This is a genomic window from Gimesia sp. (assembly GCF_048262075.1).
Classification (GTDB): domain Bacteria; phylum Planctomycetota; class Planctomycetia; order Planctomycetales; family Planctomycetaceae; genus Gimesia.
Map to the genome: position 1 here is coordinate 133,444 of NZ_JBLXFK010000013.1, position 15,603 is coordinate 149,046.

General features: G+C 47.5%; 13 protein-coding genes. 9 read left to right on the top strand and 4 right to left on the bottom strand.

The window, feature by feature from the left end; translation table 11 throughout:
* Nucleotides 1-39: 39 nt before the first annotated feature.
* Complete coding sequence (leuS, locus tag ACN0YH_RS22020) at nucleotides 40-2,964, bottom strand: leucine--tRNA ligase (protein ID WP_417381753.1); 2,925 nt, start codon at nucleotides 2,962-2,964, stop codon at nucleotides 40-42.
* 301 nt (nucleotides 2,965-3,265) lie between these two features.
* On the opposite strand from leuS, the gene ACN0YH_RS22025 reads away from it, so the two are divergent.
* A complete protein-coding gene (locus ACN0YH_RS22025; protein WP_417381754.1) occupies nucleotides 3,266-4,231 on the top strand; it encodes a TIM barrel protein in 966 nt (321 codons plus the stop codon).
* Nucleotides 4,232-4,277: 46 nt separating this feature from the next.
* Nucleotides 4,278-4,658 (top strand): DUF5658 family protein, encoded by a 381-nt coding sequence (locus ACN0YH_RS22030; protein ID WP_417381755.1) that lies wholly within the window; start codon nucleotides 4,278-4,280, stop codon nucleotides 4,656-4,658.
* Nucleotides 4,659-4,685: 27 nt separating this feature from the next.
* Here the strand turns inward: ACN0YH_RS22030 and ACN0YH_RS22035 are convergent, their stop codons facing one another.
* On the bottom strand, nucleotides 4,686-5,414 hold the full coding sequence (locus ACN0YH_RS22035) for an RsmE family RNA methyltransferase (RefSeq protein ID WP_417381756.1): 729 nt from the start codon (nucleotides 5,412-5,414) through the stop codon (nucleotides 4,686-4,688).
* Nucleotides 5,415-5,697: 283 nt separating this feature from the next.
* On the opposite strand from ACN0YH_RS22035, the gene ACN0YH_RS22040 reads away from it, so the two are divergent.
* Nucleotides 5,698-6,534 (top strand): ExeA family protein, encoded by an 837-nt coding sequence (locus ACN0YH_RS22040; protein WP_417381757.1) that lies wholly within the window; start codon nucleotides 5,698-5,700, stop codon nucleotides 6,532-6,534.
* A gap of 50 nt (nucleotides 6,535-6,584) precedes the next feature.
* Nucleotides 6,585-7,280 (top strand): HAD family hydrolase, encoded by a 696-nt coding sequence (locus ACN0YH_RS22045; protein ID WP_417381758.1) that lies wholly within the window; start codon nucleotides 6,585-6,587, stop codon nucleotides 7,278-7,280.
* Between the two features lie 28 nt (nucleotides 7,281-7,308).
* On the opposite strand, the gene ACN0YH_RS22050 is transcribed toward ACN0YH_RS22045, so the two are convergent.
* Nucleotides 7,309-7,995 carry an SOS response-associated peptidase gene (locus ACN0YH_RS22050; RefSeq protein WP_417381759.1) on the bottom strand — a complete coding sequence of 229 codons (687 nt, stop codon included), beginning with the start codon at nucleotides 7,993-7,995 and terminating at the stop codon, nucleotides 7,309-7,311.
* A 153-nt stretch (nucleotides 7,996-8,148) separates the two neighbouring features.
* Between ACN0YH_RS22050 and ACN0YH_RS22055 the strand changes: the two genes are divergently transcribed.
* Nucleotides 8,149-9,102, top strand: a complete 954-nt coding sequence (locus tag ACN0YH_RS22055; RefSeq protein ID WP_417381760.1) for an aldo/keto reductase — start codon at nucleotides 8,149-8,151, stop codon at nucleotides 9,100-9,102.
* Between the two features lie 22 nt (nucleotides 9,103-9,124).
* Here the strand turns inward: ACN0YH_RS22055 and ACN0YH_RS22060 are convergent, their stop codons facing one another.
* Complete coding sequence (locus ACN0YH_RS22060; protein ID WP_417381761.1) at nucleotides 9,125-9,790, bottom strand: LuxR C-terminal-related transcriptional regulator; 666 nt, start codon at nucleotides 9,788-9,790, stop codon at nucleotides 9,125-9,127.
* A 1,104-nt stretch (nucleotides 9,791-10,894) separates the two neighbouring features.
* Here ACN0YH_RS22060 and ACN0YH_RS22065 point away from each other — a divergent pair.
* The 4 genes from ACN0YH_RS22065 to ACN0YH_RS22080 all read left to right on the top strand — a co-directional run bounded on the left by ACN0YH_RS22065 (nucleotide 10,895) and on the right by ACN0YH_RS22080 (nucleotide 15,549).
* On the top strand, nucleotides 10,895-11,386 hold the full coding sequence (locus ACN0YH_RS22065; protein WP_417381762.1) for a chemotaxis protein CheX: 492 nt from the start codon (nucleotides 10,895-10,897) through the stop codon (nucleotides 11,384-11,386).
* Nucleotides 11,387-11,454: 68 nt separating this feature from the next.
* Nucleotides 11,455-11,820, top strand: a complete 366-nt coding sequence (locus ACN0YH_RS22070; RefSeq protein WP_417381763.1) for a response regulator — start codon at nucleotides 11,455-11,457, stop codon at nucleotides 11,818-11,820.
* Between the two features lie 138 nt (nucleotides 11,821-11,958).
* Complete coding sequence (locus ACN0YH_RS22075) at nucleotides 11,959-13,932, top strand: HDOD domain-containing protein (RefSeq protein ID WP_417381764.1); 1,974 nt, start codon at nucleotides 11,959-11,961, stop codon at nucleotides 13,930-13,932.
* 180 nt (nucleotides 13,933-14,112) lie between these two features.
* A complete protein-coding gene (locus tag ACN0YH_RS22080) occupies nucleotides 14,113-15,549 on the top strand; it encodes a sodium:proton antiporter (protein ID WP_417381765.1) in 1,437 nt (478 codons plus the stop codon).
* Nucleotides 15,550-15,603: the final 54 nt, after the last annotated feature.

The window sequence follows — 15,603 nt, forward strand, 5'->3', positions numbered from 1 at the left end:
CAGGGTAAAAGCAAGACTGCCCTTCCCCTGCCTGCTCTGTTATTTGACCACAAAGTTGATCAGTCGCCCGGGAATCACAATCGCCTTCACGATGGTTTTTCCTTCCAGATACTGGGCGATCGTCTCATCCTGTTCTGCAGTCTGCTGCATCGTGGCCTGGTCGGCGTCTGCTGCGACTGACACTTTCGACCGCAGTTTCCCATTCACCTGTACCGGGATTTCCACGACCGATTCCTGCAACAACGCTTCATCAAATTTCGGCCACGGCTGATAGGCCAGAGATTCTGTGTGCCCCAGTACACTCCAGAGTTCCTCGGCAATATGAGGCGCAAACGGGGACAGCAGTAACACGAAATCAGACAGAACCGATTTAGATCTGGTTTTCAGCGGGCCCATCGCATTCGTAAATTCCATCATTCGACTGATGGCTGTATTGAATGATAACTTTTCGATATCCTCCGATACGGCTTTGATGGTTTTGTGCAAAATGCGCAACTGATCTTCATCGGGCATCTCATCGGTGACTGCTTCGCTTAAGGTAACCTCTTCCTGTCGCTCATCGATGATCAAGCGCCAGACGCGCCCCAAAAATCGACCGACGCCATCCACGCCACTCATACTCCAGGGCTTGGTCGCTTCCAGGGGTCCCATAAACATCTCATACATCCGCAATGCATCAGCGCCATACTGTTCCACAACGACATCGGGATTGATGACATTTCCCCGTGACTTTGACATCTTATAAGCACGGCTGTTGACGGAAATATCAGGATGATCAACAAGTACGAAATTCTCACCCTGCTTCTGCACCTGGTCCGATTCTAGGCTAACGATATTAACGGGTGTTCCGGATGATTTTTCAATCCATTTGGTTTCTGATTCCTCCGATTCGGCAACATCCTTTGCCGATACCCAGGTGCCGTCTGCCTGCTGGAAGCCAGTCAATTCGACATCACCTAAAATCATGCCCTGATTGACGAGTTTCTGGAACGGTTCCGCACAGGTGAGATGCCCGCGGTCAAATAATACCTGATGCCAGAAACGGGCATAAAGCAAATGCAAAACCGCATGCTCACCACCGCCAATATAAAGATCGACGGGTAACCAGTTCTTCTCGCTTTCCGGATCGATAAATCGCTCACTGTTTTTGGGGTCGGCGAATCTCAAATAATACCAGCAGGAACCTGCCCACTGAGGCATGCTGTTCACTTCGCGCAACAACCGCTTGCCGTCAGTATCTGTTTTGTACAACCATTCGTCAGGCGCAGAAGACAAAGGTGGTTCGGGAGTTCCAGCAGACTTGAACTCTTTTAATTCGGGAAGTTCGACCGGCAAACTCTCTTCCGGATCGGGTCGCATCAAGCCCGTAATATTGCCATTCTCATCCAACTCGTGCCAGATGGGAAACGGTTCACCCCAGAAATGCTGTCGACTGAACAACCAGTCGCGAAGGCGATAATTCACAGCGTTTTTACCAACGCCCTGCGCGACCAGACGAGCCGAGATCTCTTTTTTGAAATCAGCCGTTTTCATACCATCAAATTCCCCGGAATGAATGGCCGTTCCCATTCCTGAAAAAGGAGTCCGTTTTTCGCCATCGATCTCCGCCTCCAAAGCCTGTTCCTCTTTCGAAGGCTCATAATTCTCTGGTGGTTCGACAACGGGGATGATGAGTAAATCAAACTCGATGGCAAATTCCCAGTCGCGTAAATCGTGAGCGGGAACCGCCATGATGGCACCTGTTCCATAACTGATTAAAACGTAATCGGCAATCCAGACCGGGATCTGCTCGCCGTTGGCAGGATTAATAGCGAAACTGCCGGTAAACACTCCCGTTTTCTCTTTAGCAAGGTCGGTTCGATCCAAATCGCTCTTGAGCGCGGCCTGTTTGCGATACGTTTCAACGTCCTGCTTCTGCTCAATTGTTGTCAGACGATCTACAAACGGGTGCTCAGGAGCGAGTACCATATAGGTCGCCCCATACAAGGTATCGGGGCGGGTGGTATAGACCCGTAATACATCTGCTTCCGGATCTTCCGGAAATCCTGTCTCACTACGCGATGACTTCCAGGTTGAGAACCCTTGCCTTAAATCGGTCTCTGATTCTCCCGAGCCCACATAGAAATCTACTTCTGCGCCTTCACTGCGGCCAATCCAGTTTTTCTGTAATGACTTGATGGAATCAGACCAGTCCAAACCTTCCAAACCGTCAATCAACCGATCACCGTACTTCGTAATCCGCAGCATCCACTGCCGCAACGGAATACGTTCCACTGGATGTCCGCCCCGCTCGCTTTTTCCATCAATGATCTCTTCATTGGCCAAAACAGTTCCCAGTTCAGGACACCAGTTGACAGGCGCTTCATGCTGATATGCCAATCGATGGCGATTTTGATAATGACGGGTGGCTTCTTCTCCCTCCGCTTTTACTTTTTCGGGGATCGGCAATTCGCTGATGGGACGGGCGCGACCAACACGCTGCTTTCCATCTGGTCCCGTCCATTCGAATTCCGAATCAAACCAGGAATCGAATAACTGCAGGAAGATCCATTGTGTCCAGCGAAAGTAATCCGGGTCTGTCGTGGAAAATTCGCGGCTCCAGTCATAACTGAAACCTAACATCTTCAACTGACGACGAAAGGTATCAATATTTTTCTGAGTCGTGATGCGGGGAGGGGTTCCCGTTTTGATGGCATGCTGTTCGGCAGGTAAGCCAAACGCGTCCCAGCCCATCGGATGCAACACCTGTTTCCCCTGCATGCGGGCGTGACGACAGACAATGTCAGTTGCCGTATACCCTTCGGGATGCCCGACATGCAAACCTTCGCCTGACGGATAAGGAAACATATCAAGAACGTATAGCTTGTCTTTCCCTTCAACAAACTCACCAACTTTGAAGGTTTCCTGCTGATCCCAATAGGTCTGCCATTTGGTTTCTATCCGCTTGGCGTCGTAACGAGGCATTGTGTCCAGTCTTCCTAATCGTTCAAGGGCACGTTGGCCCGGCTAAAAATGGTTTTTCTGTCCAAGTGGGCCAGCATGGCACGCCCCGACATCGTAACAAACAGACAGTAATCCTGTCAGTGATATCTATAGCAATAGAGTTAGTTTAGCCATCCGCAGAAACTTTGCAATTCTGCCTGTTTTTGATATCGAGGGTTTCTTTACGACCATCGATTTGTCAAAATACACAAGCCCTGTTCCCTGGAACAGCAATTTCGAACTCATACCTGATTTAACAGTACTCAACTCTGGAGTAAACATAATGGCAGTCCGTTCCGATTCCCCCTTCAACGGTGAAACCAGCAGACGTGATTTTCTGAAGACCTCTTCTGCCTGGGGATTGGCTGCCCTGACAGCAGGTACTCTGATTTCAGACACTGCATTTGCCGCAGGAGTTCAGAAAAAAGAGGCTTCTGAGCACCTCAAACTGAGTCTGGCCGCCTATTCTTTCAACCGTTACATGCAACAGAGCTGGCCAAAAACCCGTGAGAGAAAAACACCGGCCACCATGACCATTCAGGACTTCGTCCGCTACTGTGGTGAACTGAAACTGGATGGCTGCGAACTGACCAGCTACTATTTCCCTAATCCAGTCAGTGAAGATTACCTGAAAGAAACACGCGACCTGGCAGGCTCACTGGGACTAGCTGTATCAGGAACAGCCATCGGCAACGATTTCTGCCTGCCCAAAGGAACCGCCCGAGATGCACAGCTGGAAATGACCCGCAAATGGATTGATTATTCTGCAATCCTGGGTGCTCCCGTGATTCGAATTTTTGCAGGCAGGGTTCCCAAAGGCGGAAATGAAGCGGAAGCGATTCGCATGTGCCAGGCAGGGATTAATGAATCACTCAAATATGCTGAGAAAAAAGGAGTCAGCCTCGCGCTGGAAAACCATGGGGGAATCACATCGACGCCCGAGCAGATGATGCGGATCATTGACGGAATCGATAAAGCCCCCAATTTCGGAATCAATTTCGACAGCGGTAACTTCCGTACAGAGCACCCCTATGAAGATCTGGAAAAAATTGCGCCGCTGGCAATCAATGCCCAGATCAAGGTAGAAATGGGAGTCCGTGGAAAAGAGGTTCCCGCGGACATTCCACGCATCGTGAAAATCCTCAAAGATGCTCACTACAAAAACTTCGTTGTTCTGGAATATGAAGCCAAAGAAGAACCGAAGGAAGCGATTCCCGGGTATATAAAGCAACTGCGAAAACTGATTTGAGATTGAGCCCTTTACTGTCCCGCCATTGACCATACGAGATACTCTCATGGATGAAACTGATACTGAACCTCAGGAGAAGGAACAAGGACGCTCGTTCTGGAACCATCAATTACCTCTGGAACGTGAAACCTGCATCTTTATTCTGGTCAATGCACTGGATGTCTTCATGACATACCTGCTGCTGGTAACCGGCAATTTCCGGGAATCCAACCAGCTGGCGAATTATTTTATCGCGGGTTGGGGCATCAAAGGCATGGTGTATTTTAAATTTGCCCTGGTCGCTGTCGTGACTGTGATTGCCCAGGTTGTAGCGCGAAAAAAAATGTCAACGGGCCGCAATCTGCTGAATTTTGGTTCGCTGATTGTCGCAGGAGTGGTCATTTACAGTTTTGCCCTTTTCATGCGTTCGGGCGATCTGTTTAAATAATGGCGGGTAAAACCAGCTGCCAGGCTGTCAAGCTTCCCCACTGGGTTCCATCAGACGAATCAGCCCTGCGCATAAAATTGCCGCTGTCTCGATACGTAAGATTCCCTCACTCAGCTTGACCGATTCCGCCCCCTTCTCCAAGGCAGACTGGAGTTCCTCAGGTGTGAATCCCCCTTCAGGACCGATCAGAATGACTACCGGTGCCTCGGAATGATCATTCGATCTAAACAGGTCCATTCCACGGCCCGCCGGATCAGCAATCAACAGGCGGCACTCTGTCTGGCTGACCTCTGACAGAAATGAATCCCATTTCTGCACCTCAGCCAGCTCCATAAGCTGAATCTGCCCGGACTGCTTGGCTGCAGATACGATTGTCTGTTGTAGTTTTTTCAATCGATTATCACCGGGATCCACACTACTGCGTTCGGTCAGGAGGGGGACCAGTTTTGTTACCCCGAGCTCTGCTGCTTTCTCAACAAGCCAGCGAAAGCGGTCACCCTTGGGAACGGCAGTCGCCAGAATTACGGGAACCTGCGAACTGGCTTGAGCTGCATGTCTTGTGGTCACTTGTATTTCGACTGTTTTACGGGAGGTTTTACTGATGACCCCTTCTGCTTCTGCTCCCCTCCCATTGAACACCAGCACGCTATCACCAGTTCGCATACGAAGGACATGCAGCAGATGATGAGCCTCGCTGCCATCCAGCAGAAGCTGATCAGCGTCAAACGACCCGTCATAAAAAAAACGATGTGGCATCTTTATTCTCGGTATAGACCAGCTCGAAAATACTTTAAGCTCTTTAAAATACGTAAGTTGAGAAAAATCAGACAACTCAGGCGGGGTTCGGTCATGCCGATAGCATCGAATGACCGATTTTATCAATAAGGAGAGTTTTTCAGACCAGAAGCGTCTCTTGCTGCTTCTGAATTATCGTACTCTCAATTATGGATGGTATCTCTCTTCTGGCACATTCTGCAAGGAGTAGAGATTCGGAACACGCAAGTTCGAACTCTAAATTCAAACAGGTCAAAAGAGAATCATGTATTGCGATTTCTGGAATTTGACACAGGCTCCCTTCAATCAACGGCTGGATCAGGGATACTTCTTCGAGAGTGAAATACACGAAGAGGCGTTAGCACGCTTATTGTTTATCGCAGAGGAACAGAAAAAATGCGGAGTCCTCAGTGGACCAGCAGGAACAGGAAAGACACTTACGCTCAAGGTCTTTCAACAGCTGTTAAAAAGAACCCCGCATCAATGCGAATTCATCGATCTGATTGGTCTGGGAGAAGAGGAATTGCTCTGGCAGGTATGTGCCAGCTTACGTCTGGGGCCGGCTCTCGATACAAAATTACCGCAACTCTGGCGACAACTGTCTGACTATCTGATTGGCTTACAGCTGATTCAAGGACGCCAGATACTGCTGTTAGATCATGTTGATCAGGCTCGTACCGAATGTATTTCTGCAATTGAACGGCTGCTGCATGTCGGTAACCAGCAGTTCCCTGCTTTATCATTGGTCCTGACTCTGGATCACCAGAATACAACACACGTAGATACTGTCTCCCGCCTTTCCGATCTGTCTATCGAACTGGATTGCTTTGAGCGGGAAACAACAGAGAGTTATATCACATCACGCTTAAGCTGGTCGGGTTGCCAGGCCGATCTTTTTACTCCCGCAGCATATCAGGAGATACAAGTAGCAAGTCAGGGGATTCCCGAAAAAATCAACCAGATCTGTGATCTGGCATTACTGGCAGGTTTTGAACAGAACCTGCCGACGATTGATGCAGATGTCATCAAACGTGCCTGCCACGAAATAAAAGGGACTCCCGTTTCAAGAAACCGCATTTCCGAAGTCATTGAGCGTGTATAGAATACAGCGATGTTTCACTCGTTCCATACCCTCGTATAATGTTGACTCAAATGCATGTTTGCCTGTTTGATATTGATGGCACCCTGATCGATTCCGGAGGTGCCGGCCAGCGATCTATTCTGCATATGCTGGAAGAGGAATTTCAGGTTAGTGCACCTGTGGAAGGCATTCCCACTGCAGGCCGTACCGATCATTCGATCATGGTGGACCTGTTTGAATACTTCAAGATTGCAAATACCAGTGAAAACCGACAGCGTTTTGAACAGGGTTATCTCAATCTACTTGCGGACAAACTGAAAGAGCATAAAGGTCGGGTCCTGCCTGGTGTCAGAGAGATCCTGGAATCTCTTTCCCGACAGGCGAATGTCGATCTTGGACTGCTGACTGGAAATTTTGAGCAGGGCGCGAAACAAAAACTGGCACACTACGAGTTGAACCATTTTTTCGATTTTGGCGCCTATGGAGATCATCATGCTGATCGGGACGATGTCGCGCATGAAGCGTTAAGACAGATTCGAGAACGGCATGCGGCTGAGCTACTGGAACAGACTTCCGTCTGGGTTTTGGGCGACACACCCAATGACATCACCTGTGCCCGCGCAATTGGCGCCAACGTGATTGCGGTTTCCACCGGTGTTTACTCTCTGGAAGAACTTCGAGAGTGTGAACCAGATTACCTGTTTGAACATTTCGAAGACGTGCAGCCCGTTTTGACTCTCTTTGCCCCACCTGAATCTCTGACCTGAAACAGTATACGCCAGAAATAATAGCGATTCAAAATAACGTCTTCTGCTCCTGAACCGGAGTGAGACAGTCCGGCGAATCATGAGACACTTTATTGACCTGTGAACTCACGGGGTAAACCTGCATGGACTTAGATGGGTCAGTTTGCAGTAATTTTTCCAGTTGAGGAATCGGTATTGTTTCCGAACTCAACCAGCGTGCATACTGCTCGGGATGCAAGATGACTGGCATCCGGGGATGAATCGGTTCCAGCAATGGATTGGCGGCAGTAGTTAAGACAGTGCACGTGTCGAGCTCTGTGCCATCAGGGCTCTGCCATTGCTCCCACAATCCTGCCATCGCGAACAGGGGTTCTTCCCGCAGACGCACACACATTGCCTGTCGAGAACGGTTTCCGGTACTCCTCCATTCATAGAAACCATTGGCGGGTATCAGACAACGCCGGTAGCGAAACGCATTTTTAAACGCTGGCTTCGAGGATGCTGTCTCAGAGCGTGCATTGATCATCGCCTGCCCGGAAGCTGGGGCTTTAAACCAGCCAGGAATGAATCCCCATTGAAAATGCCGGACCTGGTGCTCCTGTTGATTTTGAACGATGGCCATGACGGGCTGTGATGGAGCAATATTATAACGTGGGGCGATCCGCGGAAATGTCACCAGTTGAAACAGCCGCATAATTTCTTCATCTGGTGAAAACAGGAAAAACCGGGCACACATAATCTCAATGAACCTTCATTTGCTTTGAAAGAACAATATGATACTGTTGCGGAGAGCTCAAGACGATCCTTATTTTAAATGAACTGAAATCGAAATACTATCTACCTGTGACATCAGTTCCCCAGTTGATCAATGCAGAAAGAAAGTGAGCATATGAGCCCGTTACGAAAAATCGGAAACACGGAGATTCAAATCACCCCTATCGCAATGGGTTGCTGGCCGATTTCGGGTGTCACCAGTGTGGACGTCACGGAACAGGCCAGCCTGGCCACACTGAACGCAGCATTTGAATCCGGGATCAATTTCTTTGACACTGCTTATTGCTATGGCTATGCGGGAGAAAGTGAACAACTGATTGCAGAGGCGCTAGGAGGCCAACGAGACCAGATTGTGATTGCAACCAAGGGGGGCATTCACTGGGAGGGTACTAAACAGGTGCGAGATGCATCACCGTCCCGGATCAGGCAGGAGTGCGATGAAAGTTTGCAGAGGCTCAATACTGATCGTGTTGAGCTTTATTATCTGCATGGTCCTGACCCTGAAATCCCGGTCAGTGAATCGGCGGGGGCATTCCAGGAGTTATTAGCCGCCGGAAAAATTCTGTCCGTCGGCGTTTCCAATTTCACTCTGGAACAGCTTCAGGAATTTAACAACGTCTGCCCCATATCTGCGTATCAGCCCCGCTACAATATGCTGCAGCGCGATATCGAAAAAGACCGCCTTCCCTGGTGTATCAAAAATAATGTCTCCGTGATGGCTTACTGGCCTTTAATGAAAGGGTTACTTGCAGGCAAGCTAGCACGAGATCATCAGTTTGCGCTGGAAGATGGGCGGCAGAAGTACCCCATGTTCCAGGGAGAAGAATGGGAGAAGAATCAGGACTTTCTTGAGGTCCTGCGAACACTGGCAAACGAAATGAATCGAACAGTGGCTCAAATTGTGGTTCGCTGGACGATTCAACAGCCTGGAATCACTTGCGCCCTCTGTGGGGCTAAACGCCCGGAACAGATCCGGGAAAATGCAGAAGCGTTGAATTTTGAGCTCTCGGCTTCTCAGCTTGAATCCATCAACCGGGCCATTGATCAGCGTGGCCCGATTCTCTCTTGAGATATGTCATCAGGACTGCCACTTAAGGCAGAGTCAAACCTTCACGGATCGAATACCGTGCCAGTTCGACACGATCATGAATCCCCAGCTTGTGCATGATCCGATACTTGTGACTGTCGATCGATTTCTCCGAGAGATGCATGGAGCGGGCGACTTCTTTCACACTCATCCCTCTGGCCAGATGTCTGAGCACTTCAATCTGTCGGGAAGTCAGAGAGGTCAGCATGCTTTTTGACTGAATCGAATACCGATCTTTTTTGTGGTCAAAGACCAGTCGCTCCTGGACCGACTGTGAAAAACAGTATTCTCCGCGAGAGGCCTTTTTAATGGCATGAATCAATGATTCAATCGGCTCCCCTTTAAGTAAGTAACCTTTTGCATTTACTCTCAAAGCCAGCTCAATGAAGATGTCCGATAGATAGCCTGTCAGAAAAATCATCTTTGTATTTTTCAGACGAGAGGAAATCTCTTCGGCAATATCAAATGACCCACGCCCGGGTAATTCAACATCCAGTATCACAACATCGGGTTCAGTCTCCAGAATCAATGCCAGCCCGTCATCGGCATTTGTGGCTGTACCGACGACTTCGATATCAGGGTCTCGCTGAAACCTGGAGACGATTGAGTCTACCAGAACCATGTGATCATCGACAAAAACAACTCGAATCAAATCTGTTGAAGTAAGCATGCTTGCTGGCCCTCGTATAAAATGACTATGAGATTTTAAAGATATCAATTAACTTATGGTTCAATCTTAATTCTGCAGCTACGACTCGTACTTCTACCTCTCCAGAATATCTCGACATTTCTTTGAAAGAGTAAGCACATCGCTGGTAGCGGATTCAATCGGCGGAACTAAATCCCGGAGGACACCTGCTAGTTCCGATTCTATTTCGCTGGATGACAATCCGTGAAGATAGTCATGTTGACACTGTAAAATTGTTAGAAAGTTATTTAATCGGTGACACGTTGTACGAACGTCTTGAGCAAAGTCAAAACTTTCTTGATGTGATATCTGTCCCATTGACAAGCTGTGCCTTTTTTTACGGGCAACTATTTAAATATATCAGCATACAACAATGTGAGACTGAATCGATATTATTAGACTTGGTTCAGAGATATGAAAATTTACGTTTAGCAAGTTTTCAACCTGATGTTGGTTTTAGAAATGAAATAATCTCAGGTAGCAGCACTCACTTTGTATTTCTTACCAGAACTTTATATGGTAAGCAAAATCGAATCGATTCCTCAACTCTAATCTGTCAGATTTTAAAGTATCTCCCCTATTACTTTGATCGTCATTTCCACTCTCGATTGTGACTGATTCCTACAACAGTATACGCGATATCCATATCCACTATCAGTACAAATACCCATAAACTCTTATATATAAACCATCTAGATCTCGTGGCGATAAGCAGGAGGGATTTCCATGGTTTGAGGTAGGAACTGATTTCTCGATCCAAATACTACCTGTTTTCTTAAGGAGGGATATTCCTTAAATTGGCGGGGATCGCCTCCACTACAGATCTTACAGCCGGAATACTCAGCAAGCTCAAGCAGGTTGAAGAAATAATATCTGGAATATCGTGTTGATATTTGAGGACATGCATTTTTTCGTGATCTATGCTCTAAGTGCACATTTACTTTTAAAGCATTATTCGTTGTCCGACTGCTGTTATGCATTTCGAGCAACAGTCGTGAAATGCCATCGGCAACGTGACTTCAACAATACACTCAGAATAACTGAATCACTGAAGTTGAATGATTCTCAGGAAACAGGAATTAGATAATGACGTCAACCAGTACAGTCGGTAAGTCTGAACTCACCGCAGAATTTGTAAATCCTATCATTAGTGCAACCATCTCTGTATTTGAAATGATGCTGAGTTGCACGCCAAAACGAACCGGCTTGAGCCTCAAACAGGATCTCATTCCCCAGCATGAATTGAGTGCTGTCATTGGGATTTCTGGCAAAGTAGCCGGGACGCTCGTATTAAGCCTTTCGAAAAGTGTCGGCATAGGCGTTCTGGACCGTCTGGTTGGTATCTCCACAGATGAAATCAACGACGAAGTCTGTGATGCTGTCTGCGAATTAGCAAACATGATTGCGGGATCAGCAAAGGCACAGCTGGAACACCTCGAAGCATCCATCAGTATTCCCAACATTATTACAGGTAAGGGACACACGGTTCATTATCCATCCAATGTCTCCCCCATTTGTATCGCTTTTGACTCAGAGATCGGGACCTTTTCTATTGAAGCAGGATTTTCTGATCGCTAAACGACCTGTTTGACCAAAACGTAATTTATTAACGACCAATCGAATGAAAATAGATAAAGGCTAATCCCATGAAAATTTTACTTGTAGATGATTCAGGCACAATGAGAACAATCCAGAAACGATGTTTATCGAAGCTGGGGATCGAAGATGTGACAGAAGCAGAAGACGGTGTTCAGGCATTAGAAATCTTTATTGCCTCGACTTTTGACATTGTGTTAAGCGACTGGAATATGCCAAACATGGATGGTCTGCAGTTGCTGAAAGAAATTCGTCAGCGTAATAAAGATATTCCCGTCATCATGATTACGACAGAGGCAGAGCGTGCCCGAGTTGTCACAGCGATCCAGGCCGGTGTTTCTGACTATCTGGTCAAGCCATTTACCCCCGACAGTTTGAAAAGCAAACTGGAACGCTGGGTCACATCCAACGCTTGAATCAAGACATCAGATCAATGAGGCTGTCTCATCTGGAATTTCATCGGCATGCACCAACCGCAGCCAGCTAATGAAGAACAATCTCTTAAATTACTGCTATTCAAATATTGATTTGTATTCCCACAAAGGTCACTGATAATGATTTCTCTTGAAAAAATCTGGTCTTCTGATCAATTACCAACTTTGCCGGCTGTTGCTGTAAAGTTGTTGGATCTTTCCAAGAACCCTGATACAGATATCAAAGAAGTTATTGAAACGATCAAAGCAGACCCGGCAATTACAGCAAAAATATTGAAAGCGAGCAATTCTTCATTTTTTGGTTTAAGGTCAGAATGCAAAGGAATTGAACGGGCTGTCCCACTGCTGGGGACGATGGTCGTGACCTCACTGGCATTGAGTTTCTCACTGTCTGAATCGGCAATTACACAGGGCCCACTCAAATCTCGGTTTGACTCCTACTGGAAACAGTCCATCATCCAGTCGGCTGCTGCAGAACTGCTGGCTACCAAAGCCGGCTTTGATTTAAAGTATGACAGTTTCCTGATCGGACTGCTGCAGGATATTGGCCACCTTGCCATGCTCAGATCTATTCCGACAGATTTATTATCTGTCCTGGAACAGGCAGATAAGGAGCAACGAGAGGCCGTTGAAGTGGAATCAGCAGAACTGGGAATCAATCATACAGAGGTGGGTGTGAAAATGATGGAACGCTGGCAATTGTCAGAACAGTTCCAGACTGCAATCCAACATCATCATGACTCAGTAGCACAACTGAAAACACTTGAATCACATCCTGACTTCAACCTGATTATCATTATCGCTACGTCTGCAGCCATTGGTGACTACTTCTGCTCCTCGAACAGTGGCCTGGCATTACAGAAACTTCAGGATTTAACATCTGAGTTTTACAACATGCCACACGATGACCTGCATGGATTTCTGGAGCAGGTACAGACTCGCTTTGAAGAAGCTGCTCAAATATTCGCAGTCAATATGGATGATATCGAATCTCCGTTTGAAATCATGGCCAAAGCAAACGAGCAACTGGTTCAGATGACCATGAAAGCCCAGGTCGATACAACACAGGCGTTTGCCCGGCAGGCTGTGATTGAAGAACAAAAAAACAAACTGGAATCAGAAAATAAACAGCTCCAGAGCAAAGCCATTCATGACCCATTAACCAAAACCTATAATCGCAGCTACTTCAATGAACATTTTGAGAAGGAACTCTACTCCTGCTCTCGTGCTGCACAACCGATTGGCATCATCTTTTCAGATATTGACCGCTTCAAAAATCTAAATGACACTTACGGGCATCAGTTCGGTGACCTGGTTTTACAGCGTGTCGCCAAAGTCGCCAGCGATTCGACACGACGCTCTGATGTCTTCTGTCGTTATGGCGGTGAAGAGTTCGTCATCATGGTCAATAATCCTTCTGATAACGGAATACGTGACCTGGCAGAACGACTCCGAAAGCTGATCGAGAACGAAGTCATCGAATTCGAGGGAACCCGGGTCCCGGTAACAGCCAGCCTGGGAGCGGTAGTAGGAATCCCTCCCCGGGATATAACCGGATTTGCAGAACGGCTGGTTGCCGAAGCTGATGAAGCTATGTATGAGTCCAAAGAGAATGGACGAAATCAGGTGCATGTCCGTTCGATTATCACGAAAGATGATCAGGAACTGCACAAATTAATCAAACGTTGCCGCTTCAGTCGCTGGCTGGTGACAAAAGCCGTTTTTGATATTCCCACGATCTCCAAAGCATTGCTCAAATGTCAAAAACAGCAAACCCGGAGTCGAATCGGTGAACTCGCCATCGCCGAAAAAATGCTCTCGGAGGATTGTGTTTCCAAAATTCTGGAATTGCAGCAGCTCAAAGGCCTGCGATTTGGAGAAATCGCAATTCAGCAAAATTACCTGACACAGGAACAGACAGCCTATCTGCTGGCCTTACAGGTCGAGCCACCGATTGTACTCGGGAAAACTCTAATTTCACTGGAATTGCTGGAAAGCACTCAAACTGCTGAATTAATCAAGCAATACCTGTCTGAAATGAAGCCTTGTTCAATAACAGCCGATGAGCATCAGAATCAGTTAGCAAATTCGTAAATTCAATTTGAATTCAGGCCGATATGGACATTGTACACAATTGCGGATCATGCCATAATCCAAAGTTTTTACATTTCGCCAGTGAACAAGCAGTCTTCTTGTTTACCAATACAGAACGAAAATGGATTTTTCTGATTTAACCCACTTACAATAATCCCCAAACTACGGAGGGCGATTGAGATGAACTTAATCGCTGATACGTCTACGCAACTGGATGCAACACACCTGGTATCCACAACAGAACAGCCACACTCAGACCAGCACGCTCACGCTGAGCCACCTGCCTTCTACAGTGTCATTCCGTTTGCCTTACTGTTGCTGTGCATCGCCTTTCTTCCCCTGATTCATAAAACGGAAGAATGGTGGGAACATAACAAAAACCGCCTGCTGGTTGCGGTCAGCCTTGGGCTGGTCACGCTGCTCTATTACACATTCATCTATGGACATGGTGTAATCGATCACGGAACTCACGAGATGTCTGCTCCCGGGTTCCCCGCTGCCATCGTGGTTCTTAAAAATGCGTTACTGGTGGAATACATTCCGTTTATTGCCCTGCTCTTCAGCCTGTATGTCATCAGTGGGGGAATCGCCTTCAATGGAAATCTGGTCGGCCGTCCCGGTCTGAATACAGCCATCATTGCCATCGGTGCTGCGATCTCCAGTTTCATTGGAACCACCGGCGCAGCCATGTTACTGATTCGTCCACTGCTGAAAGCAAACGCAAAACGTGATTATGTGGCCCATACCGTAATCTTTTTCATATTTGTTGTCTGTAATACCGGCGGATGTCTGCTGCCGATTGGCGACCCTCCACTCTTTCTGGGTTTCCTGAGAGGCGTCCCGTTCACCTGGACACTCAATCTGTGGCCGATGTGGCTGGCAATGAACCTGTGCCTGCTGGCGATTTATTTCATCTACGACAGCATTCGCTATAAAAAGGAAAACCGGGAAAAGGTCGAAGCACCGCCGGAAACCATCGAACCCTTCGCACTCAGAGGCGGGATAAACTTTCTCTGGTTACTACTGGTGATCTTCTGCGTCGCCTTGCTTGATCCATCCAAACCGGTTCCTTACACAGATGGCTGGCATGCTCCCCACTTTTTCAGAGAAGTCTGCATGTTTGGTCTCGCAGGCATCTCCTTGCTAACCACTTCTAAAAGCATCCGGCTACAGAATTCCTTTAATTACGAAGCCATTCTGGAAGTGGCAGCATTGTTTGTCGGGATCTTTATCTGTATGCAGGCACCCGTTCAAATCCTGAACGTTTATGGCGGTTCACTGGGGATTGATGCCCCCTGGAAGTTCTACTGGGCAACAGGCACGCTCTCCAGCTTTTTAGATAATGCACCTACCTACGTGGTATTCTTTGAAACGGCCAAAGCTGCTCCTACTGCTGGACCAGAAATTGCCAAGGTAAATGAACTCGCACTCATCGGCATCAGTCTGGGGTCCGTCTTCATGGGCGCCATGACTTATATCGGAAATGGTCCGAACTTCATGGTCAAAGCCATCGCCGAAAAGAATAACATCCGCATGCCCAGCTTCTTTGGCTACATGGTTTACAGCTGTATTGTATTACTACCTCTGTCGCTGCTGATCACGATTGTGTTCCTGTAATCCACGGATAGTAATACATTGAATTCTCAATAAAACAGGCAGCCCGCAGAGTGA

Excerpts from the sequence above, each read along its gene's own strand:
- leuS (WP_417381753.1), bottom strand. The coding sequence starts at position 2,964 with ATGCCTCGTTACGACGCCAAGCGGATAGAAACCAAATGGCAGACCTAT.
- ACN0YH_RS22025 (WP_417381754.1), top strand. The coding sequence starts at position 3,266 with ATGGCAGTCCGTTCCGATTCCCCCTTCAACGGTGAAACCAGCAGACGT.
- ACN0YH_RS22030 (WP_417381755.1), top strand. The coding sequence starts at position 4,278 with ATGGATGAAACTGATACTGAACCTCAGGAGAAGGAACAAGGACGCTCG.
- ACN0YH_RS22035 (WP_417381756.1), bottom strand. The coding sequence starts at position 5,414 with ATGCCACATCGTTTTTTTTATGACGGGTCGTTTGACGCTGATCAGCTT.
- ACN0YH_RS22040 (WP_417381757.1), top strand. The coding sequence starts at position 5,698 with ATGTATTGCGATTTCTGGAATTTGACACAGGCTCCCTTCAATCAACGG.
- ACN0YH_RS22045 (WP_417381758.1), top strand. The coding sequence starts at position 6,585 with ATGCATGTTTGCCTGTTTGATATTGATGGCACCCTGATCGATTCCGGA.
- ACN0YH_RS22050 (WP_417381759.1), bottom strand. The coding sequence starts at position 7,995 with ATGTGTGCCCGGTTTTTCCTGTTTTCACCAGATGAAGAAATTATGCGG.
- ACN0YH_RS22055 (WP_417381760.1), top strand. The coding sequence starts at position 8,149 with ATGAGCCCGTTACGAAAAATCGGAAACACGGAGATTCAAATCACCCCT.
- ACN0YH_RS22060 (WP_417381761.1), bottom strand. The coding sequence starts at position 9,790 with ATGCTTACTTCAACAGATTTGATTCGAGTTGTTTTTGTCGATGATCAC.
- ACN0YH_RS22065 (WP_417381762.1), top strand. The coding sequence starts at position 10,895 with ATGACGTCAACCAGTACAGTCGGTAAGTCTGAACTCACCGCAGAATTT.
- ACN0YH_RS22070 (WP_417381763.1), top strand. The coding sequence starts at position 11,455 with ATGAAAATTTTACTTGTAGATGATTCAGGCACAATGAGAACAATCCAG.
- ACN0YH_RS22075 (WP_417381764.1), top strand. The coding sequence starts at position 11,959 with ATGATTTCTCTTGAAAAAATCTGGTCTTCTGATCAATTACCAACTTTG.
- ACN0YH_RS22080 (WP_417381765.1), top strand. The coding sequence starts at position 14,113 with ATGAACTTAATCGCTGATACGTCTACGCAACTGGATGCAACACACCTG.